Source organism: Xenorhabdus sp. SGI 60 (genome assembly GCF_056632175.1).
In genome coordinates this window covers 1793716-1813438 of record NZ_CP196860.1, presented here as the reverse complement: position 1 = coordinate 1813438, position 19723 = coordinate 1793716, and the positions used below count along the sequence as shown (strand labels likewise).

At 48.0% G+C, this 19723-nt stretch carries 6 protein-coding genes; all 6 read right to left on the bottom strand.

Annotated elements, in window-relative coordinates; genetic code table 11:
• Nucleotides 1–39: 39 nt before the first annotated feature.
• Genes ACSJJG_RS08775 through ACSJJG_RS08750 form a run of 6 tightly spaced genes read right to left on the bottom strand, consistent with a single transcriptional unit; the run spans nucleotide 40 to nucleotide 19640 of the window.
• Nucleotides 40–4317, bottom strand: a complete 4278-nt coding sequence (locus tag ACSJJG_RS08775; RefSeq protein WP_481090412.1) for a beta-ketoacyl synthase N-terminal-like domain-containing protein — start codon at nucleotides 4315–4317, stop codon at nucleotides 40–42.
• Nucleotides 4318–4355: 38 nt separating this feature from the next.
• Nucleotides 4356–5882: a ketoacyl-synthetase C-terminal extension domain-containing protein gene (locus ACSJJG_RS08770; RefSeq protein ID WP_481090411.1), complete on the bottom strand. Its 1527-nt coding sequence runs from the start codon at nucleotides 5880–5882 to the stop codon at nucleotides 4356–4358.
• Nucleotides 5798–7702 (bottom strand): beta-ketoacyl synthase N-terminal-like domain-containing protein, encoded by a 1905-nt coding sequence (locus tag ACSJJG_RS08765; protein ID WP_481089098.1) that lies wholly within the window; start codon nucleotides 7700–7702, stop codon nucleotides 5798–5800. Before ACSJJG_RS08765 ends, ACSJJG_RS08770 begins: the two co-directional genes overlap by 85 nt.
• A 22-nt stretch (nucleotides 7703–7724) precedes the next feature.
• The gene (locus ACSJJG_RS08760) at nucleotides 7725–9713 is read right to left on the bottom strand and encodes a phosphopantetheine-binding protein (RefSeq protein WP_481089097.1); all 1989 of its coding nucleotides are present in this window, start codon (nucleotides 9711–9713) and stop codon (nucleotides 7725–7727) included.
• Nucleotides 9664–18105, bottom strand: a complete 8442-nt coding sequence (locus ACSJJG_RS08755; protein WP_481089096.1) for an SDR family NAD(P)-dependent oxidoreductase — start codon at nucleotides 18103–18105, stop codon at nucleotides 9664–9666. Before ACSJJG_RS08755 ends, ACSJJG_RS08760 begins: the two co-directional genes overlap by 50 nt.
• Nucleotides 18063–19640, bottom strand: coding sequence for a beta-ketoacyl synthase N-terminal-like domain-containing protein (locus tag ACSJJG_RS08750; RefSeq protein ID WP_481089095.1), 1578 nt, complete (start codon nucleotides 19638–19640; stop codon nucleotides 18063–18065). The genes ACSJJG_RS08755 and ACSJJG_RS08750 overlap by 43 nt, the downstream gene beginning before the upstream one ends.
• Between the last annotated feature and the right edge of the window lie 83 nt (nucleotides 19641–19723).

The following is a 19723-nucleotide window of genomic DNA, read 5'->3' as shown; positions in this document are numbered from 1 at the left end:
GGGGAAAAGAGGCGTACTGCGCTTTCTCTTTTTCTCTCTCTAAACTGCGCCCTTGCTGACCGTCTGAAACAGCGGGTTCTGAAAGAGATTGGTTTGAAAGAGATTCTCTGAAACAGACTGCGCCCGGGCAATCAGTTTTTGACGATAAGCGTCAAACAAAGCAACGACCGAACCTTGTTCCAGTACCGCATGGGCGACATACCAACGGTAGACCAACCGTCCGTTAACCTCGGAGACATGATGATCCAGCGCTACTTGAGGCGTTGTATTCATCATGTGTTGAACAGACCAGCCCGCCTCGGGATTGGGTTGTTGAAATGCAGCAGAGATTAAATTCGTAAAAACCACCGGCAAGCGTATGTCTGCACGTTTAGCCGGATTCTGTCGCAACTTTCTGAGTACATTAACCGCCCCGACAAAGCGATGACTGGCATCCCTATCCAGCTGTTGCTGGCAGGCAATGACCCGGGACTGAAACGTGTTTTCCGGTTCCCATTCCGAAACAAAAATATTGCTATTGGCGAGCAATCCCACCAGCCCGCTGATCTGCGGATTGATGGCTAATCGATTGAAGTTTGTCAGATTGAGACTAAAACGCGCCTGTTCCGTCACCTGATGAAGCACTTCACAAAAAATAGTCAGCAACACCGCGCCGGTTGAACAGGACAACATATTGGCCTGAGTTTTTATGGCTGACCACCATTCGGGCGCCAGTTCCGCACTCAAACAATGCACCGTCTGCGGCACAGGGTATTGCACCGGAAGAGGTTTCAGATCCGGTCCGGGCGGGATATTTCCTAATTTATCAACCCAATACTGCATGCTCTGCTGAAAATGCTCACCGGTGCGGATCTGCTCAACTAAGGTGAGGTATTTCCTCAAAGAATAGGTTGCTGGCAATGGATAATCAGGATCTTCTGACAGGTGACGTAACTGTTCGACCAACAAAAAGACACTGGCGGCATCGGCGATCACTTCATCCAGTGCAATTTGCACAACGATATGTTCCGCATCCAATATTAATGCGTTGATGTCGAAATACGGCCAACACGCTAAGTCAAACACTTTACAATTCAGCGTTGCCCGGCTGTTTGTCAGATAATCGGCTTTTTCTGAATCTGAATATTCCGATAAATCAGTGACTGAGAAGGAATAATAGGCATAATCTTCCAGCACCTGTTGCTGAAAATCGTTGTTAACAACCGTATGCAGCGCCTCATGATGATCAACTAAATGATTCCAGGCTGATTCAATGTGTTTAAGGGGGATGGCTTGTGCGATATGCAGTTCAAAATACAGTGTGCTGCCCACACGTTGACCGTAGGTAGAGAGTGCCCGTCCAATCACAAATGACTCTTGCAGTTCAGAAAGTGGGAAGGTTTGTGCTGCATTTTCTGCTGCTGAAGGGAGCAAAAACGCTGCGGCGGCGGACAGTTGTTCTTCTGTCAGTCGCTCACTGGTCATCAAATCATCAACCAGTGCTCTCACATTTCGTTGTTCATAAAAAATCGTAAATGGGAGAGATACCCCGAAAACAACCTGCCAAAAATCCAGAAAACGGACGATATGCAGTGATGTCAGATGCAGGGCTGAAAAGGGCGTGTTCGCCGACGGGACTTCATGACCGATAATATTTTCCAGTGTCCTGATAACAAATCTCTCAGCTTTTTCCCGAAACGCCATCGTCCGATTGGCAAGAAAAACAAATCCATCTTCACCGGATAGATGGGCGGTCTGTACGCTGGCCAGCAATGACGGTACGGTTTCCATCGCCTTTAATTCGACTTTATGGCGTTCAAAAGGGTAAGTGGGCAGGCTTATACGTTCAGGCAGCCGATTCCGATACAGCCGACGCCAGTCGATGTTTGCGCCTTTTCGCCAGACATTGAGTAACTCACGCTGATTATTTTCTGCCAGCCAGCCATGAATTTTCTCCTGCCACCCGCGTTCTTCAAACTGATCGATACTGCTGAGCGCGATGATGTTCTCATTATTGCACTCACACTGTTTAAGCTGCTGGCACAAATTCTCCAGATTTTGCACCAGAAAACCGGCACGTACCGGCATATTTTCCCTGCCAACCTGTAAGGTCAACGCCAAACGCGTCAGCAAAAGCGCAGTTTCATGACTGCGGTTTTCAGATTGATAGAGCGATAAAAAGTCATACAGCTGTTGCACGCGCTCCTGCAATGCACTAACGGTTTTCGCCGAAAGCAGAATGGCGCAGGGGAGATTTATCCCGGTTTCTGGCGGTTCCGGCTGTTTGCCCTCTTCCAGGATAAGATGGGCATTGGTTCCGCCAGCGCCAAAACAAGAGATGCCAGCGATTCTTGCTATGTCTGTCCCTTCCCTGTTGGGCTGTTTCCATTCCATTAACGTTGAACTTACGGAGAAAGGTGTCTGTTCGAAAATAATATCGGGGTTCAGCCTTTCACCGTAAAGTGTTGGGGCAATCGCCTTATGCTGCATTTGGAGCAGAACTTTAATCACACTGCCCACCCCTGCCGCCGCTTCACAATGACCGAAATTCGGCTTTCCCGAACCCATCAGACATGCAGGGTGACGATTATCTGCGCGTTTTTGAAAGACTTTTGTTAATGCGCCAACTTCAATCAGATCGCCATATCGCGTGCCTGTACTGTGTGCTTCGACGTAACTGATTTCATCTGCATTAACCTTTGCTTCTGTCATGGCCTGCTCAATCACCCTCTGCTGGGCTTTCGGGCTCGGAGCACCAAATCCATTCGATCGGCCATTTTGATTCACTGCACAGCCCTGAATCACACCATAAATGTGCGCCCCTTCATTCAATGCATCCTCTAACCGTTTTAATACCAGAACACCAATCCCTTCTCCCGGAATGTAACCATTACTGCTTTCACCAAAACTGTTAAGTTCAGGCGATGAAGACAGCATTTTCCGGCGGCTAAGGGTTAAATATTTATTGGGATGAAGCGTCAGATTAACGCCGCCGACGATAGCGGCGTGGGTACGCTTTTGTTTCAGATCCTGACACGCAAGTTGCATCGCAACCATGGAAGAGGTGCACATGGCATCCAGCGTCATGCTGGGTCCGTGAAAATCCATGAAGTAAGAAAGCCGATTAGCAATACTGGCCTGACTGCTGACGAGTCCAACCGGTTGTTTCAGTTCATCGGATGTCACGTCATGTAGTTGATACTCGCTGTACATTGAACCGGCATAAACCCCGACCGCGTTTATGCCATTTTTTTCGCTCTTCCCGTCAGCAGCCAGTGTCTCAGGCGTGTAGCCGGCATCTTCAATCGCTTTCCACGCTTCCTGCAAGAATAATCGTTCCTGTGGGTCCATTGCCGCGGCTTCGCTTTCAGAGATATCGAAAAACGCAAAATCAAATTCATCAACGCCGTCCAGAAAACCGCCCCATTTGCTGAGGTGTGTATGTTGACGGTCTCCATGATAATAACGCTGCCAATCCCAGCGATTCTGAGGAACCTCGCTAATACAGCGCTTACCCTGTTTCAGGTTGTCCCAAATTTGGGCGATATTCTCTGATTGCGGATATTTTGCACTTATCCCGATGATGGCAATGTTCAGTCGATGATCAGCGGTATTCTGCCCTTGATTGGCAGCGTCAGATTCTTTTTTCTGATCTAAAGAAAGCAGGGATTGCTCTGCATGATGCGTGACCGTTTGAGCCAGATACTGAGCGAGATCGGCAATACATTTGTACTCATAAAATAAGGTTTTAGGCAGCGAACCAAATGTTTTTTCCAATACCGCAACCAGTTGTACGGCAATCGCTGAATCAATGCCGTATTTATCCAAAGGTTCAGCAGCCCGCAACTGTGTGGGGGCTATGCCTAATTCTTTACCTATCAGCGCTTTTAACTGTCCGATTAGGGTCTCTGGTTGCGCATGTTCTGTTTGCAAAAAGCCGGTTTGCAAAACGTCAGTCTGTACCCCGGCAGGAGGTGTTACCGATGTCCGCTGTTCCCGGGTTGAAAATCCTTTAATCTCAACACAAACGTCACCATTGTTGTCACAGATGACGATATCCCTCTTCCTAATAGTCGAAGGTGATGCAGACGAAGCAGCGCCTGTCACCCATGCCCAGGCTTCATCTTTAACCGGCCGAATAACCCGGATTTCATCAATAGCAAAAGGAATCGGTGTGACAGCTCCCTGTTTGAGATCTTCGGATGTCAGTAACCCCAAATAAGCCGCCTGTAGTGCGCCATCCATCATGGCAGGACAGAGCGTAAACGATGTTGATTTAAACGACGTCGATTGATGAGCGAACTCGTAAACCGGAGCGTTATCGGCGACAAATGCCAGCTTCGCGAATGCAACGGTGTTTCCGTGACTGTTTTTCCCTATTGCGATTTCCTGAATCGCCCGATGTTCTTGCCGATCTGAATGCCAAGCAGCTCAAGCACGCTGTAGCATTGTTCGGCGGTTAACCGACGTTCCTGACAGGATCGCTGACACTGTTCTATATCCAGAGAAAGGCTTTGTTGTAATGACGAGAAACCGATACTGCCAACGGTCAACGAATCCGAATGACTGTTATCGGCTTCTTCACGCGTTTCTGTTCCTAAAGCGCTATCAAAAACAATATCAAAACGAAAAGCGTTTTCTTCTGCCGGTGACGTCTCGGGTTGAATATTCACCATCAGCGTTAATGCAGTTTCTGCTTCCACCTTAATAACCGGCTTCGCCCAACCTACGTTGCGTAAACTCAACGGTTTTGTTGCGGCGCGGTCTGACAGCAATAACATGGCGGCATGCCGTACAAACTCAAGATGAACCACCCCCGGAAGCATCATTTGCCCATTGACCACATGTTCACGCAAATAAGGCTCAGCCGCACTAACCCGGAATTGATAGGATTTCAGTGCGTCATTTGATGGATTTGATGGCGGAGCCGATTTATCAATGGAAAATGGTGGGTGATGGATAGCGCCTAAAAATGCACGAACCGGCAAACCGGATAGACGAACCGGATGTTTATTTTCCCATAAACGGGACCAGTCTGGTTGCTCACCGCTTAACCAGCGCTGCATCAATTCCGTGGTCATTCCATCCATCAGGAAGGACGGTGAGGAAGGTAATGCCGATCTTAATGTCTCTGCCTGTTGAGGTTCCTCGACATTCTGAATACCGATATCGCCATTAAGTATGCTGTCCAGCTGTGATATCAGCTCAGATAAATGGGAAGCCCCCAAAATGACCCGATATTGCCGTGCCTCACGGGACTGCAACGTGAAGGCCAAACGCGCTAAATCAACAGATTGTTTCTGTAAATCCTGTTCCTGTAAATAGCATTTTATCTGCACGATATGGTCACGTAATGAGGCTTCCGAGTGCGATGACAGCGGGATTAACACCGGAATTTCTGTTTTCGGCATCGTTGTTTGATTAATATCGGTGTTTTTTTGCCCGATAAACTCCTTAACCACAACATGGGTGTTATACCCACCGCCGGCAAATGAATTAATGCCAGCAATTCTGGGTAACGTGTCCCCTTCCCGCGTGGTGGATTCCCATTTTTGATGATGATGATTGAGATAAAGCCCGGAACCCTCGATGCCTAAATTGTCATCAATTTCGCTGAGTCCCTGAGTACCTATAATGGTCTGATGGCGCAATTGCAGCAGAACCTTCACCAGTGCCACCAGACCGGAAACGGCCTCGGTGTGCCCGATAGCGCCTTTTACCGTGGATAAATGAATATGCTGATCGGGCAGGAAAACTTTTTTCAGGGCGGTGATTTCTGTGAAATCCCCGGCTCTGACACCGGATGCATTACACTCAATCACAGAGAAATCATCTGCTGATACCCCCGCATTTTTCCAGGCCTTGCTGATTGTTTTAGCCTGTTGTTCGACATTGGCTGAGATGAGAGAAAATGTCCTGCCGCTATTATTTGCCGCGCCGCCAGCAATAATGGCATAGATATCATCCCCATCCTGCTGCGCTTTTGACAGCGATTTAACAACCACAGAAACGACAGCTTCTCCCCTGAGCTGCCCCAGCTTCGCTTGCTAAACAATTCAGGTGCCGCCGCTGGCGACAGAATGCCATCCTCACGCGCAATAAAGCCGTAAGGATGTAGGAAAAGGCTGGTTGCACTGACAATGGCCTGATCGACCTGCCCTGAACGAATCAAATCACACGCCCCAAGCAATGCCGTTGTGCCTCCCGTGCATTCGGTATTAATAAATTGGGTGGGGCCTTGAATATCAAGAAATCGGGCTATCCTGCCTGATGACATGGCCGGTTCATTACCAGCCCAATAATAGAAATTTGCTTCTACGTCCTTGTCTCTCAGCAGCTTTTCATAGTCATTCGCTAAGGCCGAAACAAACAGTGCGGTACGATCGCCGCTCACGTCCTGATTAGCATGACCGCTGTCTTCAATACTTTGAGTAATGACTTCCAGCAGCAAACGATGCTGGGGGTCCATGTACTGAGCGACGGCGGGCGGGATCTGGAAGTACTGTTCATCAAACCGGAAAATATCATTCATAAACCCGGCGGAACGAATGAGGGTTCCCGCCGATAACCACGGGCGATCCTCCGGAAAGGCAGAAAACCCCGACTTTCCTTCCAGCAGGTTTTTCCAGAACTGATCCACAGAATCCGCCTGCGGAAAACGCCCTGCAATCCCAACAATAGCCACTTGCTCATTCTGAACAGATTTGGGAGATGACGGAGTTTTTACCTCTGCATCGTGTTTCAGCGGAAGTTTTGTCTCTAATGGCAACCGATTTCCGCGAAAAAGCTGCTTAAGACGCGTTTCATGCTGAGGAAAATCAACGCCTAAGAAAAACAGATAATTCTCAGGATACGTTTGAATTTTCGTAATGCGATGCTCGTCCATCTCCAGCTTTAACACACAGAACATGCCATTCAGGCGGGATAAAACAAAGGGAGACGCCTGGGTTAATTCCATTCGGACAAATAACGTTACGGTATTTTTGTCGCGAATAAATAACTCATCAAATAGCGCGACTCCCTCCTTTCCTATCGCCGTCCGTAATGCGTAAATAAAACTTTTCCATTCAGCAAGGCCATGACCGGTGATATCGCCATTATGAAATACCAGCTCTGGGTGGAGCAGGCTGTCAATTTGGCGTAACGAACCCTGACTAAAGACACAATCAACAAGCTGTTTAGCCCGTTCACTCATTTGTACGGACTGTTCATCACAGGCGACATGCAAACCCGCATTTTCTTCGTTAACCAGCACACGCTGTTGCCAGGCCGGGTAAGACAGACATTCTTCAGAAAGCGGCGTGCCGAGCAGAAAAAGAAAGTCCTGCGCCTGTTGCCATAATTCAACAATTTTGCCATCACTGATACGGATTGCGATATGACAAAAGTTCGAATATTCGCCACCGGAAATTACCTCATTATGCCAACGGTCCGCTTTCCAACGATGAAAGAGATGCAGAATATCATCCTGAACAATCACCCGTTCCGGGATCAGTTTTAAGTTGGCTGTGTTCAGCCTGACAGACTGAATAAAGGCCTGATACGCCGGTGCGCTGTTTAACTCATGACCCTGCATATGGCACACACAGGTTTGAGCAAACAGATTATTAAAAGCGTCAGAAGACGATTCATCAGAAGATGAATCATCTTCCCATGCTGCTTTCAATCCCAGAACAAATTCCGCGTACGGATGTTGCAATAGCCAAGTCGTTTTATCGGTCATAGAAATGCCATCCATTACATAATCATATGAATAATTGAGGTTTTTCCTGTCTTACTTTGCTGTCTTTTAAGTAAGGCAGCCGAACCTGATGTTCCATTGACTTCAACTGCATAAGCTTCTGGAAGATCAAATCCGTTTGTTGCTGACGATCTTCGGGACGGGCATGGGTGGCGATCTGTCTCAGAAAATCGAAATACTCCTTATCAATGGCGGTATTCTCCTGCCAAAGCTCACGGGCCACTTTGCCGCTGTTTTTTCCCTCTATCTCATCGAGCAGGAAAAAAGACGTGATGCGACTTCTTGCCTGTTCAACCACGCCGCTTAGAAACTTAAGCGCATCCACAGCGCCAATGTTCGACTCCATGAACGCGTCGTAAATCGTCTGTGTTTTCGCAAAGCCACGGACATGCGTGGTGTAATAGTCACCGTAGAGTTCCGGTGATTGAATGATTTTTGATGCGATGGAGGACATCAAAGTCGCGATACTTAAATTTGAGCCGGAGGTAAACCACGTACTGATTCCACTTCCGCCAACCAGCGCCCAGTTTTTGCCGGTAAAGCGTTCATACATGAAATGTTGGGTCGGGAGACTGACGATTTCCCGACGGCAGGTGAAATGGGTTGAGTAATCTAATCCCCGTCTCTGGTAGGCTTTTGTCAGCAAAGCAATAATTTCTTCCGCCGTGCGATCTCTTACATCTTTCGGCAGCATGCTGATACCGACGGAAACATAATCGCCCAGCGGTATCAGCCAGGAAACGCCTTTCAGCTGATCGAACTCTTCATCTGCACTCAGCAATGAGGTTGCGTGCATCCAGGGAAGTTCATTGGAGTCACAAAGCTTGCTGCCCGCTTTTTGATAATAGTGGGTAAAAATCACTTGCCGACGGCTGTCCAGCTCGGTATAGGGCAGCCCGATTTTGCGCCCTAATAAGCGGATGTGGTTGGTACAATCCCACACATAAGAAGGTTGAATAATCTGTCCATTGGACAGATGAAGTAATGACACTTTGTCACTGTCCTCAGAATATTCAACATGTTCGACTAAAGCTTCAACCCAGGTACATTCAGGGGCCGCAATAATTTCCTCATACAGCGCCTTATCAAATCCGAGCCTGTCGATATGAATAAAATGCTCAGGAATATCTTCTTCCATGAAAAGCGAAGCCAGCGACTCGAAAAAATGGAACCGCAGCCCGGCCACTAATTCCCCCATAAAAAATGGCGTGAACTCTTTGGGATAAAAATGGCGGGACAGATTTTTAAAACGGCGGGCAAATTCAATGCTCACAACTTCCGTCATCGATTCACCCAGTTTTGGCATATCACCGATTTCCGGCTTACCGACGATGATATGCGGGATCTTCTCCTGAATAAGCTGATAGCTGATGAGCATACCGGCAATGCCACTCCCCATAATCACCGGGAGGTTTTGTTCTATGCCCCCGGTCATTCCCGTCATATAGGCGGGATCGTCTGTGTTTTTGGCGCAACAAGTTTTCTGACAGGTGTTCTCATTCCCTTGAGAAACCCCCGCCTTTCCCGCGGTTAATGTTTCCTCTGTTAATGTGGGTGAGGATAAGGTGGATGAGGATAAAGCGGTCAGAAACCGTTTCACTGCTGATGCCTGATAGGTCATGAGATAATCAGCAAATTTATCCAGCGTGGTGAACTCAAATAACACACCGGGATGTATCTCTTCATCCAGAACATCGGAAATCTTATCCGTAAAGATAACCAGCGATTTAGAATCAAATCCCAGATCCTGAATATGTGCCTCAGTACTAATATCGCCGCTCTGCGGCAATATTTCTTTCGCTATGGTTTTCAGTGATTCCAATAACTTATTTTTTTCATTGACTTCATTCATCTCTTTACTTCCTTTTTCAATGCCATACGTTGTGCCGTTATCCGGGATAACGGCGTCAATTTGCGTGTTTGTGGTTCTAAAAACAGATTCATCAAAGGAACCAATATCGCTGTTCATCAAACGGGTAGCCGGGAATATCAACGTAGACCCCGTCCCCCTGAGCAAAAGCCCGCCAGTCTATACAGGCGCCAGCGACCCAATCGTCCGCCAGTTGTTTCAACACGGGTAATGTGGTGGAAAATGCAACTTGTTTTTTGGCAGAGCGGCTTTTTGGAGGAACGACGCCCGTCGCAACCGCCCCCGCTGGCGGTGTTCCGTTTTCCCCTGCAATAATCCACTCCAGCGTCGCGATGAGTTTTTCTAAATCATTGACAATGATCGCCGTGCGGAATGGCATATCCGCGCGACCTGTCTGGGCGCTGTAAGCCAGATTACTTAACGTCCTGGCGTTATCATGGCAGGCTGATTTTTCCTGACGTACATAATTCAGCCACTGATTCAGATATGCTTTTAAGGTTTTTTCGGATTTCGCCGAGATAGGAATGAGAACGTGCTCTTTCCTTTGGGAGAGAATCGGCACTGCGGGTTGATCAGGGGCTTCCAAAATGACATGAGCATTGACTCCCGTGATCCCAATCGAGTTCAATCCAGCTCGTCTTGGCCGTATTTTGTCTGAGCTGGCCTGTTGCCACAGAATCGGCTCACACGGAAAGAACAAGGGCGTATTCTCAATAAAAATCGAGGGGGGTAATTGAGAGAAAGAGGCAATCGGTGGAATGACCCCATGCTTCATCGCCAGAATCACTTTAATCAGGGAGGCCATGCCGGAAGCAGCTTCCAGATGACCAATGTTGCCTTTCACTGCGCTGACGACACAACGATGTGAAACGGCCTGATTTTCTGAAAAAACCTTTTTAAACGCCGCCACTTCACTGACATCATTAAATTGCGTCGCAGAGCCGTGAGCTTCAATGTAGTCAACGGAGCAAGGATCGATCCCCGCGGATTGGTAGGTTTTTCTGATATTTTCTTCCTGTTTCTCAACACTCGGTGCCATCGACGAGAAGGCACTCCGGCCATTATGAGAAATTCCGACCCCCCGGATGATGGCCCGAACAGGATCATGTGCCAGATGCGCCTGTTCCAGCGGCTTAATCATGACGGCGCCTACGCCTTCACCCCGGATATAGCCATCTGCCGTGTAATCAAAAGGCGCCATTTTTCCTGACTGGCTGAGAATGCCGCCCTGATCCCGGATATAGAACTCCATAAAATCAAGGATAACTTTAACGCCTGCGACAATCGCCACATCGCAATCGCCCTGTAGAATCGCCTGTTGGGCTTTTTGCAGCGCGACGAACACACTGGCGCAGGCGTTATCTACCACTTCACTCGGGCCGGTAAAATTGAAGAAATAGGAGATCTGATTCACCATCATGCCCAGACTGAGACCCGACTGTAATCCGCCACTTTCGCCGAGGTTTTTGATCAGAACATGGTCTTTAATCAGGGACTTGTAATCCGTGGCATCAACGGCAACAAATAACCCGACTTTACGCTGTGTGAGGTCTTCCAGGTCATAACCCGCATGTTCAACACATCGCCAGATACACTGCATCAGCAGGCGTTGCTGCGGATCTATCTGTTTTGCCGTTTCGGCATCAATGCCCCAGAATTCCGCATCAAACTGATCGATATCCTGTAAAAAACCGGATGACTGCATGCGTTTTACTGCATCGTCTTTATCGGAAGGGGTGAGAATATGGCGTTGTTGCCACGCTTCCAGCGTGATCCCCTGAATAGAAATGGTTTTTTGCACAATGTTCTGCCAATACGCTTCCGCATTTTTAGCCCCCGGAAACGTACAGTCATAGCCCACAATGGCAAAAGCAGGCATTGTCGGTGATATCATGTCGGAAGATGACGAGCCAGAAGGCAAAATGTCAGGCGTGGCTGAAAGGGTCGGCTCTGGCAACATCTGTATCAGGTGTTCTGCCACACGGTGTAATGTACTGAACTCTAAAAAACTCGCCTGTGACAGCGTTACCCCAAAACGGGCATTAATATACTCAGCCAGCTCAATCAGCCCGACAGAGTCCATGCCATAATCGCCAAACTGCCGGTGAATATCGATGGCCTCGCTACGCATACCCAATAGTTCGGATAATTTGCCGGCAGTAATATCAGCAACAATATCTGCAATAGTCTTCGCAATGGTATCTGCCGAGTTATCTGACTCACTGTTATCTGATGCATTCGCGCTGACAGAATCCAGATCTTCGTTATCTGGTGCAGACAACGGAGTGACAGGTGAAGGATCGTCAGAGAATTTCAGGTAATCCCCAATCTTTTGCCCATCGCCCTTCATCACGCCAAACTGAGAGAACGGTGAACGAAGCGCGATTTCCAGTGTTTCCAACGCGGTTTTTGTATCCAGCGGGACGATACCAAAGGTATCAAACATGTGTTTTTCTACCCTCGGCGTTACGTTCATGCCGCCTTCCTGCCAAAGAGGCCAGTTAATTGACAGACTTTTCCCACTTCTTTGTTTCTGCTGAACTAAATCTTCACGATACTCAGCAAATGTATCCAGAAAGGCGTTTGCCGCCGCATAGTCTATCTGGCCGATATTCCCCAAAGAGGCAAGTGAAGAGAACATGACAAAAAATTTCAGCGGTTCGTGTTGGGTCACTTCATCCAGCAAACAGGCCGCTGAGGCCTTAGTGGCGATCACTCGGTCAATCTCTTCCTCTGTTTTATTGACCGCCAGCGCATCATGGATAACGCCGGCACAATGGATAACACCATGCAGAGCACCAAAACGCTGGCGAATAAGCTGCATGGTTTTTTCCAGTGCTGCGCGGTTATTCACATCGCATGGCACATATTCGGCTTTTATTCCGCGTTTTCTTAGCGCATTCAGTCGCGCTGCTTTATCGGCATCGAGGACAAAACGCCCTGATAACACCAGCTGTACGCCCGTTTTTGTACCGATATATTGCGCAATCTGGTATCCCAATCCGCCCAGACCACCCGTAATCCAAACCGTCCGGCATGCATGATTAAACAAAGACGGGAGATGCATTAAGGCGGTCGGTTCTACCGCTTTTTGACGCCAGACAAAGCGCTGCCCTGTTTCCTGATAGCACACCGCTGACGAAAATTGATCTGAAGAAAGAAGTTCTTTTTCCGCATGTCGGCAGAAGGTTTCACCATCTGCATTGCCCAGTGCGGCATCTAAAATAAGTTTCGTCTGTACCGCCGGAAATTCCATGCTGAGGGTTCTGAGTGCGCCCAATAAAGCACGATAAGGCAATCCGTTATCTTTCCACGGGGCGAAAACCACAATGAAGACCGGTAATGCCTGACCGGAACGAATGCGCTGCTGGCAATAATCAACTAATCGCAAAACAAGGTCAGATAAAGAGGCTGAACACAGGCTATCGGGATGAAGATCAGGCTCTGCACGGAGATAATGTATGTTCTCCACACCTGCTAACGAAGCCAGTTCCGTCAGTGAGGTTTCATTAACATTCCCAATAACAAATAAGTCAGTGCGCTTGGACTTCATTGCGTATGCCGTATTCTGACGGATATCGCATCGTTCCCAACCCGATGTATAGAACACCGTTGAGCCAGTTTCTTCCACTGCGGCGGGCAAAACCGCCGCCTGAGCTTCTGATTCAGGTATCCAGTATCTTTCTCGGGCAAAAGGATAAGTCGGTAAACTTAAGCGGTTTGGCCGTACAGGAAGGGAGTGATAATACCCCAGCCAATCAATGTCATGCCCCTGGGTCCAGGCGCTGGCGATCTGTTTTAACTGCTCATATTCCTCTTCCTGCTGATCTTTCCCGGCATAAACGGGCGTCATTAACTGTTTTGTGGACTTAGATTTTTCTACTCGTCCCATCCAGAAATGCGCTGAGGGTAAACAGGACAGGGAAAATGCCTTTAAGCTATCAATCAGGGCAGAAAGGGAATCGACCATAAAGGTGGCTCTCTCTTCCATTTCTTCCCGCCCTGTCTGCAAGGTATAGGCAAGACGATGCAGGTATTCTGCTTTGGACGTTTCTGAGCACCATTTCGCCTGCTCTCTAAGGTACTGTGATAAGGTTTGCGCCAATTCACGATGCTGTTCGTGATTTTTTGCTGATAGAGGGATAACAGCCCATTTTGGCCAATCGGTATTCTTGATGGAATTTAAGTCGTTAGCCGGAATGTATTCCTGCACAACCAAGTGAGCATTGGTTCCTCCGGCACCGAATGATGAAATCCCTGCCGTTCTGGGATGCTCCGATTGTTCCTGTTTGTCACCCAACAGCGGCCTTTTCCAATCTGCAAGTTCACGCTGCACATAAAACGGTGAGGCGTCAAAATCGATATTGGGGTTTAATTCACGGCTGTGTAAAGAAGGCACTAACTGACGGTGCTTGATTTGCATGAGTACTTTGGCGACGCCCGCAATACCCGCCGCACTTTCACAGTGACCCATATTGGATTTTACTGAGCCGATGGCGCAGAATGCGTTCTCCTGTGTATCGTTCCCTTGTAAAAATGGCTGGAATGCCCGATTGAGACCGGCTATTTCAATAGGATCGCCCAGTGAAGTTCCTGTTCCATGCGCTTCAATATAGCTAATGGCCCGCGGATGTACCCCGGAAGACTGGATGGCCTGAGCAATCACGTCGGCTTGCGCGATAGGATTCGGAACAGTGTAACCGTTGGTTTTACCCCCGTGATTAACGGCGATGCCCTTGATAACGCCATAAATGTGGTCGCCATCTTCAATCGCCTTCGTCAACGGTTTCAGTAAAATCGCACCCACCCCTTCTGACGGAACATACCCGGTTCCTCCCTCACCAAAACTCTGGCATCGTCCCTCGTCAGACAAAAATTTAGACTGCCCCAGAATTAAGTATTTATTCGGGTGAATAGAAACATTGACGCCCCCCGCCAGAGCCATCTCAATATCCCCCTGTCTGAGTGCCTGACAGGCAAGGTAAATTGACGTCAGTGAGGAAGAACACATGGTATCGACCGCAAGGCTGGGACCATTGATATTAAAGAAATGCGATACCCGATTGGCGATTGAGCCAAAACTGCCGGTCACAATAGACTGCTCAAGCACATTCCCTTTTGCCAATTCCTCTATGCTATAAAACTCATATTCTCCATACATGACCCCCACATACACGCCCATCTTTTTCGGTAGCCGTGTCCAGTCACGGGAGCCTAATGTTCTGTGGCTGTATCCCGCATCCTCAATAGTTTCGTAGGCGCATTGTAAAAAGAGCCGTTCCTGCGGGTTCATCACACGCGCATCGCGGGGTGACAGGTTAAAAAACAGCGGATCAAATTCATCAACACCCTCAATAAAACCGCCCCATTTGCCGTAGGTTTTGCCGCATTTGGTTTTATCCGTGTCGAAATAGCGAGAATGATCCCAGCGTTCAGACGGGATCTCGGTAATGCAATCCTGTCCTTCTCTCAAGCGCTGCCAAAAATCACGCATATTTCTTGACTGAGGAAAACGTCCAGCCAAGCCAACAATGGCGATATCGTCTGATTCAGTTGTGGCAGGCGTCACTTTGCCTGTCTGAGAAACAGCAAGGCCTTCTGTTCTGCCGGTAACCGGCTGCACTGGCAGGCGGGAACCCGCTGCCGTCGATGTTGGTTGCATGTTTTGTGGATCGTTTTGCGACCGCTCCAGTAAAACAGAGTGATGATGCTTAACAAAATAAGCCGCCAGTTCCCGAATGGTGAGATATTCAAAAAACAGAGTTTTCGGCAAGACACCGAAATCCTGTTCCAGTGCTTCCGTCATCCTGATGGATAAAATGGAATCTATTCCATACTTCTCCATGCCAGCGTCTTCATCAATTTCGGCTAAGGGCAGGCTTACTGCCTTGCTCACAACCCGCTTAATCAAATCCACCGCGGTAGAATCCAGATCGGATGATGCCTGAGACTGACTAGCCTGAGTGACGAATGAATTGACGTTATTTTCTGCATTCGACGGGAAAGTAGGCTCATAATAGGGACGAATGCCCAACATTTCTGCTCTGAAACGCTCTATCGCGCCCCCTTCCATCAGCATCAATTCACCACTGAATTTCTCATGCAGAGCCTGATACAAAGATTGAAGCGCCCGATGGCGAATAAATTCCGCCTCATTTGCTCCGTGAGATTGAGGCAGGATCAATGACAGTATTTGCTTTTGAGCCTGTGCTGGTTCAGGACTTTGTTGACGGTGACGAACAAAGTTATTGACCACGGCGCAATAGGCAGAAAACAGAGGATGTTCAGCACAGCCTAATACGCCATCCCGGTAAGTCAGTACCGTAAAGAAATCAAGCAACGCATCCTGAATCGCGTTCTCCAGCAGCGACAGTCCCTGATAACGTTCAAGTATTGAACTTAAAGTTTCGTTTTCTGCGTGCTGCGAACGTTTACCCACACAGAAAAATACCCCCCGTAGTGCACCAAAATTTTGCTCAATTCGGCTAACAAGTGCCGCTAATGTGGCCGCATCAAGGCAAATAACGCCGTCATTAATCGTGGTTGTCTTTGATGCTATTGTGATTTGGTATTGGTTCTTTTCACTTAAACCTGTTTCACTTAAATCTGTTTCACTTAAGACAATTTCATTTAAAACAAGGGCAATGGCTGAATCGGTGTGCGTTGTGATATCTCTGGCAATCACGCGCCCCATACTGCCGTCTTCATCAACAATTAGGTAAACCGACTTTTCTTTCCACGGGGGAGTTAACTTTTCAGCAGAGCCGTTTTCAGGCGTCCAGACAGTCCAATGAGGAACCCAACGTTCCCCCGATTGCCACAGGACTGTGTCATATTTTATCTGTGAAGTTTCCCCTGACAGTTTCTCAGCCAGTCTCTCTTTATCATCACAATAAATCGTCTGGCTAAGCAGATTGGCATTGTCTTGATAGGCTGTTTTTAATAGCGCGGTCACGATGGCATATTCAGGAAGGGCTTCCGGCAATACCAGCTGAATAAACATGGGTTCTGCGGGAGGATGGTTAACAATCTCATCAATTTTTTTGCAGAGTGTGATGACGTTCTGTTGCCTGTTTAACGGCACTTCATCACGACTCAGTTTTGGTAACACAATATATTCACATGTGTCGGTATCTGACATAAACGACTCAGATTGAAGACGCTCTAATTCACACAGGAACACGATGCGTTTTGTGAAAGCACGTAACGCAGTATCCGAAGGCAATGCCTGACTTTTCCACTGAGGCTGTAATAAATAAGGTTCAGTCTCTGCCGGTGGCGCAGACTGCGCCCCCAATCCCCGACAACTGAAACCTTTAAACCGGATACACACCTTTCCGTTAATATCACAACAATCGACATCCACTTTCGGGAAAGGATCTGAGGCGCTGCTGTCCGCGCTATAACTGATCCACGCCCAGTGTAATTGGGATTCTTCATCATGAAATTCGATTTCATCAAGCGCAAAAGGGATTAAACATTTAGGTGGAATGGGACGATTAAGATCGCCAAAACGCATTAAAAGCCCGACGGATGAAAGAAGAGCGCCATCCATTAAACAAGGATGCAAAACAAACTGCTCTCTGGTTGGTGCCAGAGATTCAGGCAGTGACAGTTTAGCCAGGACGTGGTCCATTCCCACATAAAGCTCTTCAATGCCCTGATAGTCTGGTGCCATGTATAAGCCCAGCGCGTAATACATGTCATAGTATTGCTTAGGAGAGTATGCGTTTTGCAGATAGCGGGATTTCAGGCTGTCGATATCATAGCCCGGTGCCGGTGTGAGTGCTTTTCGTGTCGCGACGCCGGTGTTATGGATCGTCTCTTTTTCTGCACGACTGTATAACTGATATCCGGCTTCACCATTGCCATGATTGATAAAACGAATATGTACCCGCTGAGGTTCATCAATGACGCCGATAATCTGCGCCCAGACGACATTTTTCAGCGTCAGCCCGGTTTTTTCCTGCTCTGCTAACGAGGAATTCGGGGTTGTGCCGAAAGAGTGATGTGCAGCCACGCGGGCCAGTTCTAAATGCCCGACTCCCGGCAACACGCGAATACCGTGAATCACATGTCCCTTCAGGCAAAATTCCTCACCGGAAAATGTGGTGCTAAAACGCTGTTCCGCAAAATCAGAGGTATTTTGGTGGACAAACGGATGGATAAATGGGTTGGCTCCTGTATCAGACGATATACCCTGTGACGATAGCTTGCTAATTTCACCTTTAGGTATCCAATAACGCGCTTTGGCAAGCGGATAGGCAGATAAAGGAATACGCCGCCATTCCGCGCCCCCCCAATACTGCGTCCAGTCAATATCAACACCGGCAACCCAACATTTCGCGACAGTTTCTAATGACTCTGTCGGAAACCCATTATTTGCAGCCACGTCAAGTTCAGCGTGTTGAGCCGTTAATATCGCTTCCCGTGCATTTTGTCCCAGATAAATGGTTGTATGTTGTTTTTGGGCTATTGTTTTTCCGGTGATGCAATAAACACATCTAATACACACCGGAGCTGTTCTATTGACGAAACCAGAGTAGCCCAACGATGCGTAAACGCTTCTCGCCCTGTGCTGAGTGTCCAGGCAAGTTCATGCAGATTAAAATTCTCGATAAAATCCGGCTCACTGATTGTTTTACACAGATTGACTACCTGTTGGTAAAGCTGCTCATCACTTTTTGCAGACAGACAAACCAATACCGGCTTTTCTGTTACCGTTTCCGCTAAAGGGCTTATTTTGGCGGTAGGCGGGTTATCGGGTTCCCGCAGGACTATGGCCGCATTGACGTTACTGAACCCATAACTGCTGAAAAATATATGTCGGGGGGTCCCTTCCTGAGATTGCGGCCAGTCAACCGTCTCTGTCAGGAACTGAATTCCCTGAGTATCGGATGGAATGCCGGCATTCAACTCCGCTTTATCCAGTCCGCGAATCAGGGGGATTTGGTTATACCTGAACGCCATAACCCCCTTGATGATGGCGTAAAACCCGGAGCTGGCATGGTTATGGCCAATATTGGGTTTGACCGTACTCACATAGCAAGGTGCAGCATTCTGCGGGCGGGCGAAAACATCCATCAACGCATTCGCTTCAATCGCATCTCCCATTTGAGATGCAACGCCGTGAGCTTCCACATAGTGAATCTGCTCAGGTAAAAGGTTCGCCCGTTTTAATACGGTCTGAAACAGGTTGATTTGTTGTTCTTTATTGGGTTGGGCAAAGGAATTGGTTTTACCGCCCGAATTATGGCCGCTGGCCTGCACCACACCATAAACATGGTGGCGCTGGTTGACTTCATCGCTGTTTCTTTGCAAAAGTAAAGCCGCGCACCCTTCTGAGGTTCTGTATCCTGAAGCCTTTTCAGAAAAACTGTGGATATCCTCTCCGCCGGTTTCAAACGGTGTCGCCGTGGTTTCTCCCGCTTTCCAGGGATTTAAAAACAGCGATACGCCTCCCACGATAGCGTAGTCACAATCGCCGTCTTCCAGTGCCTGACAAGCCATATTCAAAGCGACAAAAGCACTCGAACAGGTTGTATCAACAACAATGGATGGGCCATGGAAGTTGAAAAAGAAAGAAACCCGATTTGCCAGAAAACAGGGATCATTCCCCGGAACAATGAACTCCTGACTTTCCCTGTACTCATCTGGAATTCTGTCGACATAAGAATTTAAATACCAGCCATCCTGAGCAACAAATACCCCCACTTTCTTGCCTGCTAGCGTTGATGCGGCTAACCCTGCATCTTCAAGAAGTTGCCAGCAGGTTTGTAGAAACAATCTCTGCCGTGGGTCTGCAAACATAATGGCAGAACCCGAGAGAGGAAAAATATGCCTGTCGAAGCTATCAATATCTTCAAGAAACATACCGCGTATCTTTTCCCTAAGCCCCCATTTAACCGGCGTTTGGCGATTATTAAGTTGATAGCGTTCTTCGTTGATAATCCCCATCAAAGAGCCACCTTCAACCAACGTCTGCCAATAATGAGACAATGACAAACCTCCACAGAATTGTGCAGCTACGCCGATGATAGAATATTCCATCAATAACTCTCCTATTTGTATTCTGGCAAACAATAAAAAATAATTTCTTTTAAAAGAAATATTTTTTAAATGAACAAAGCCAA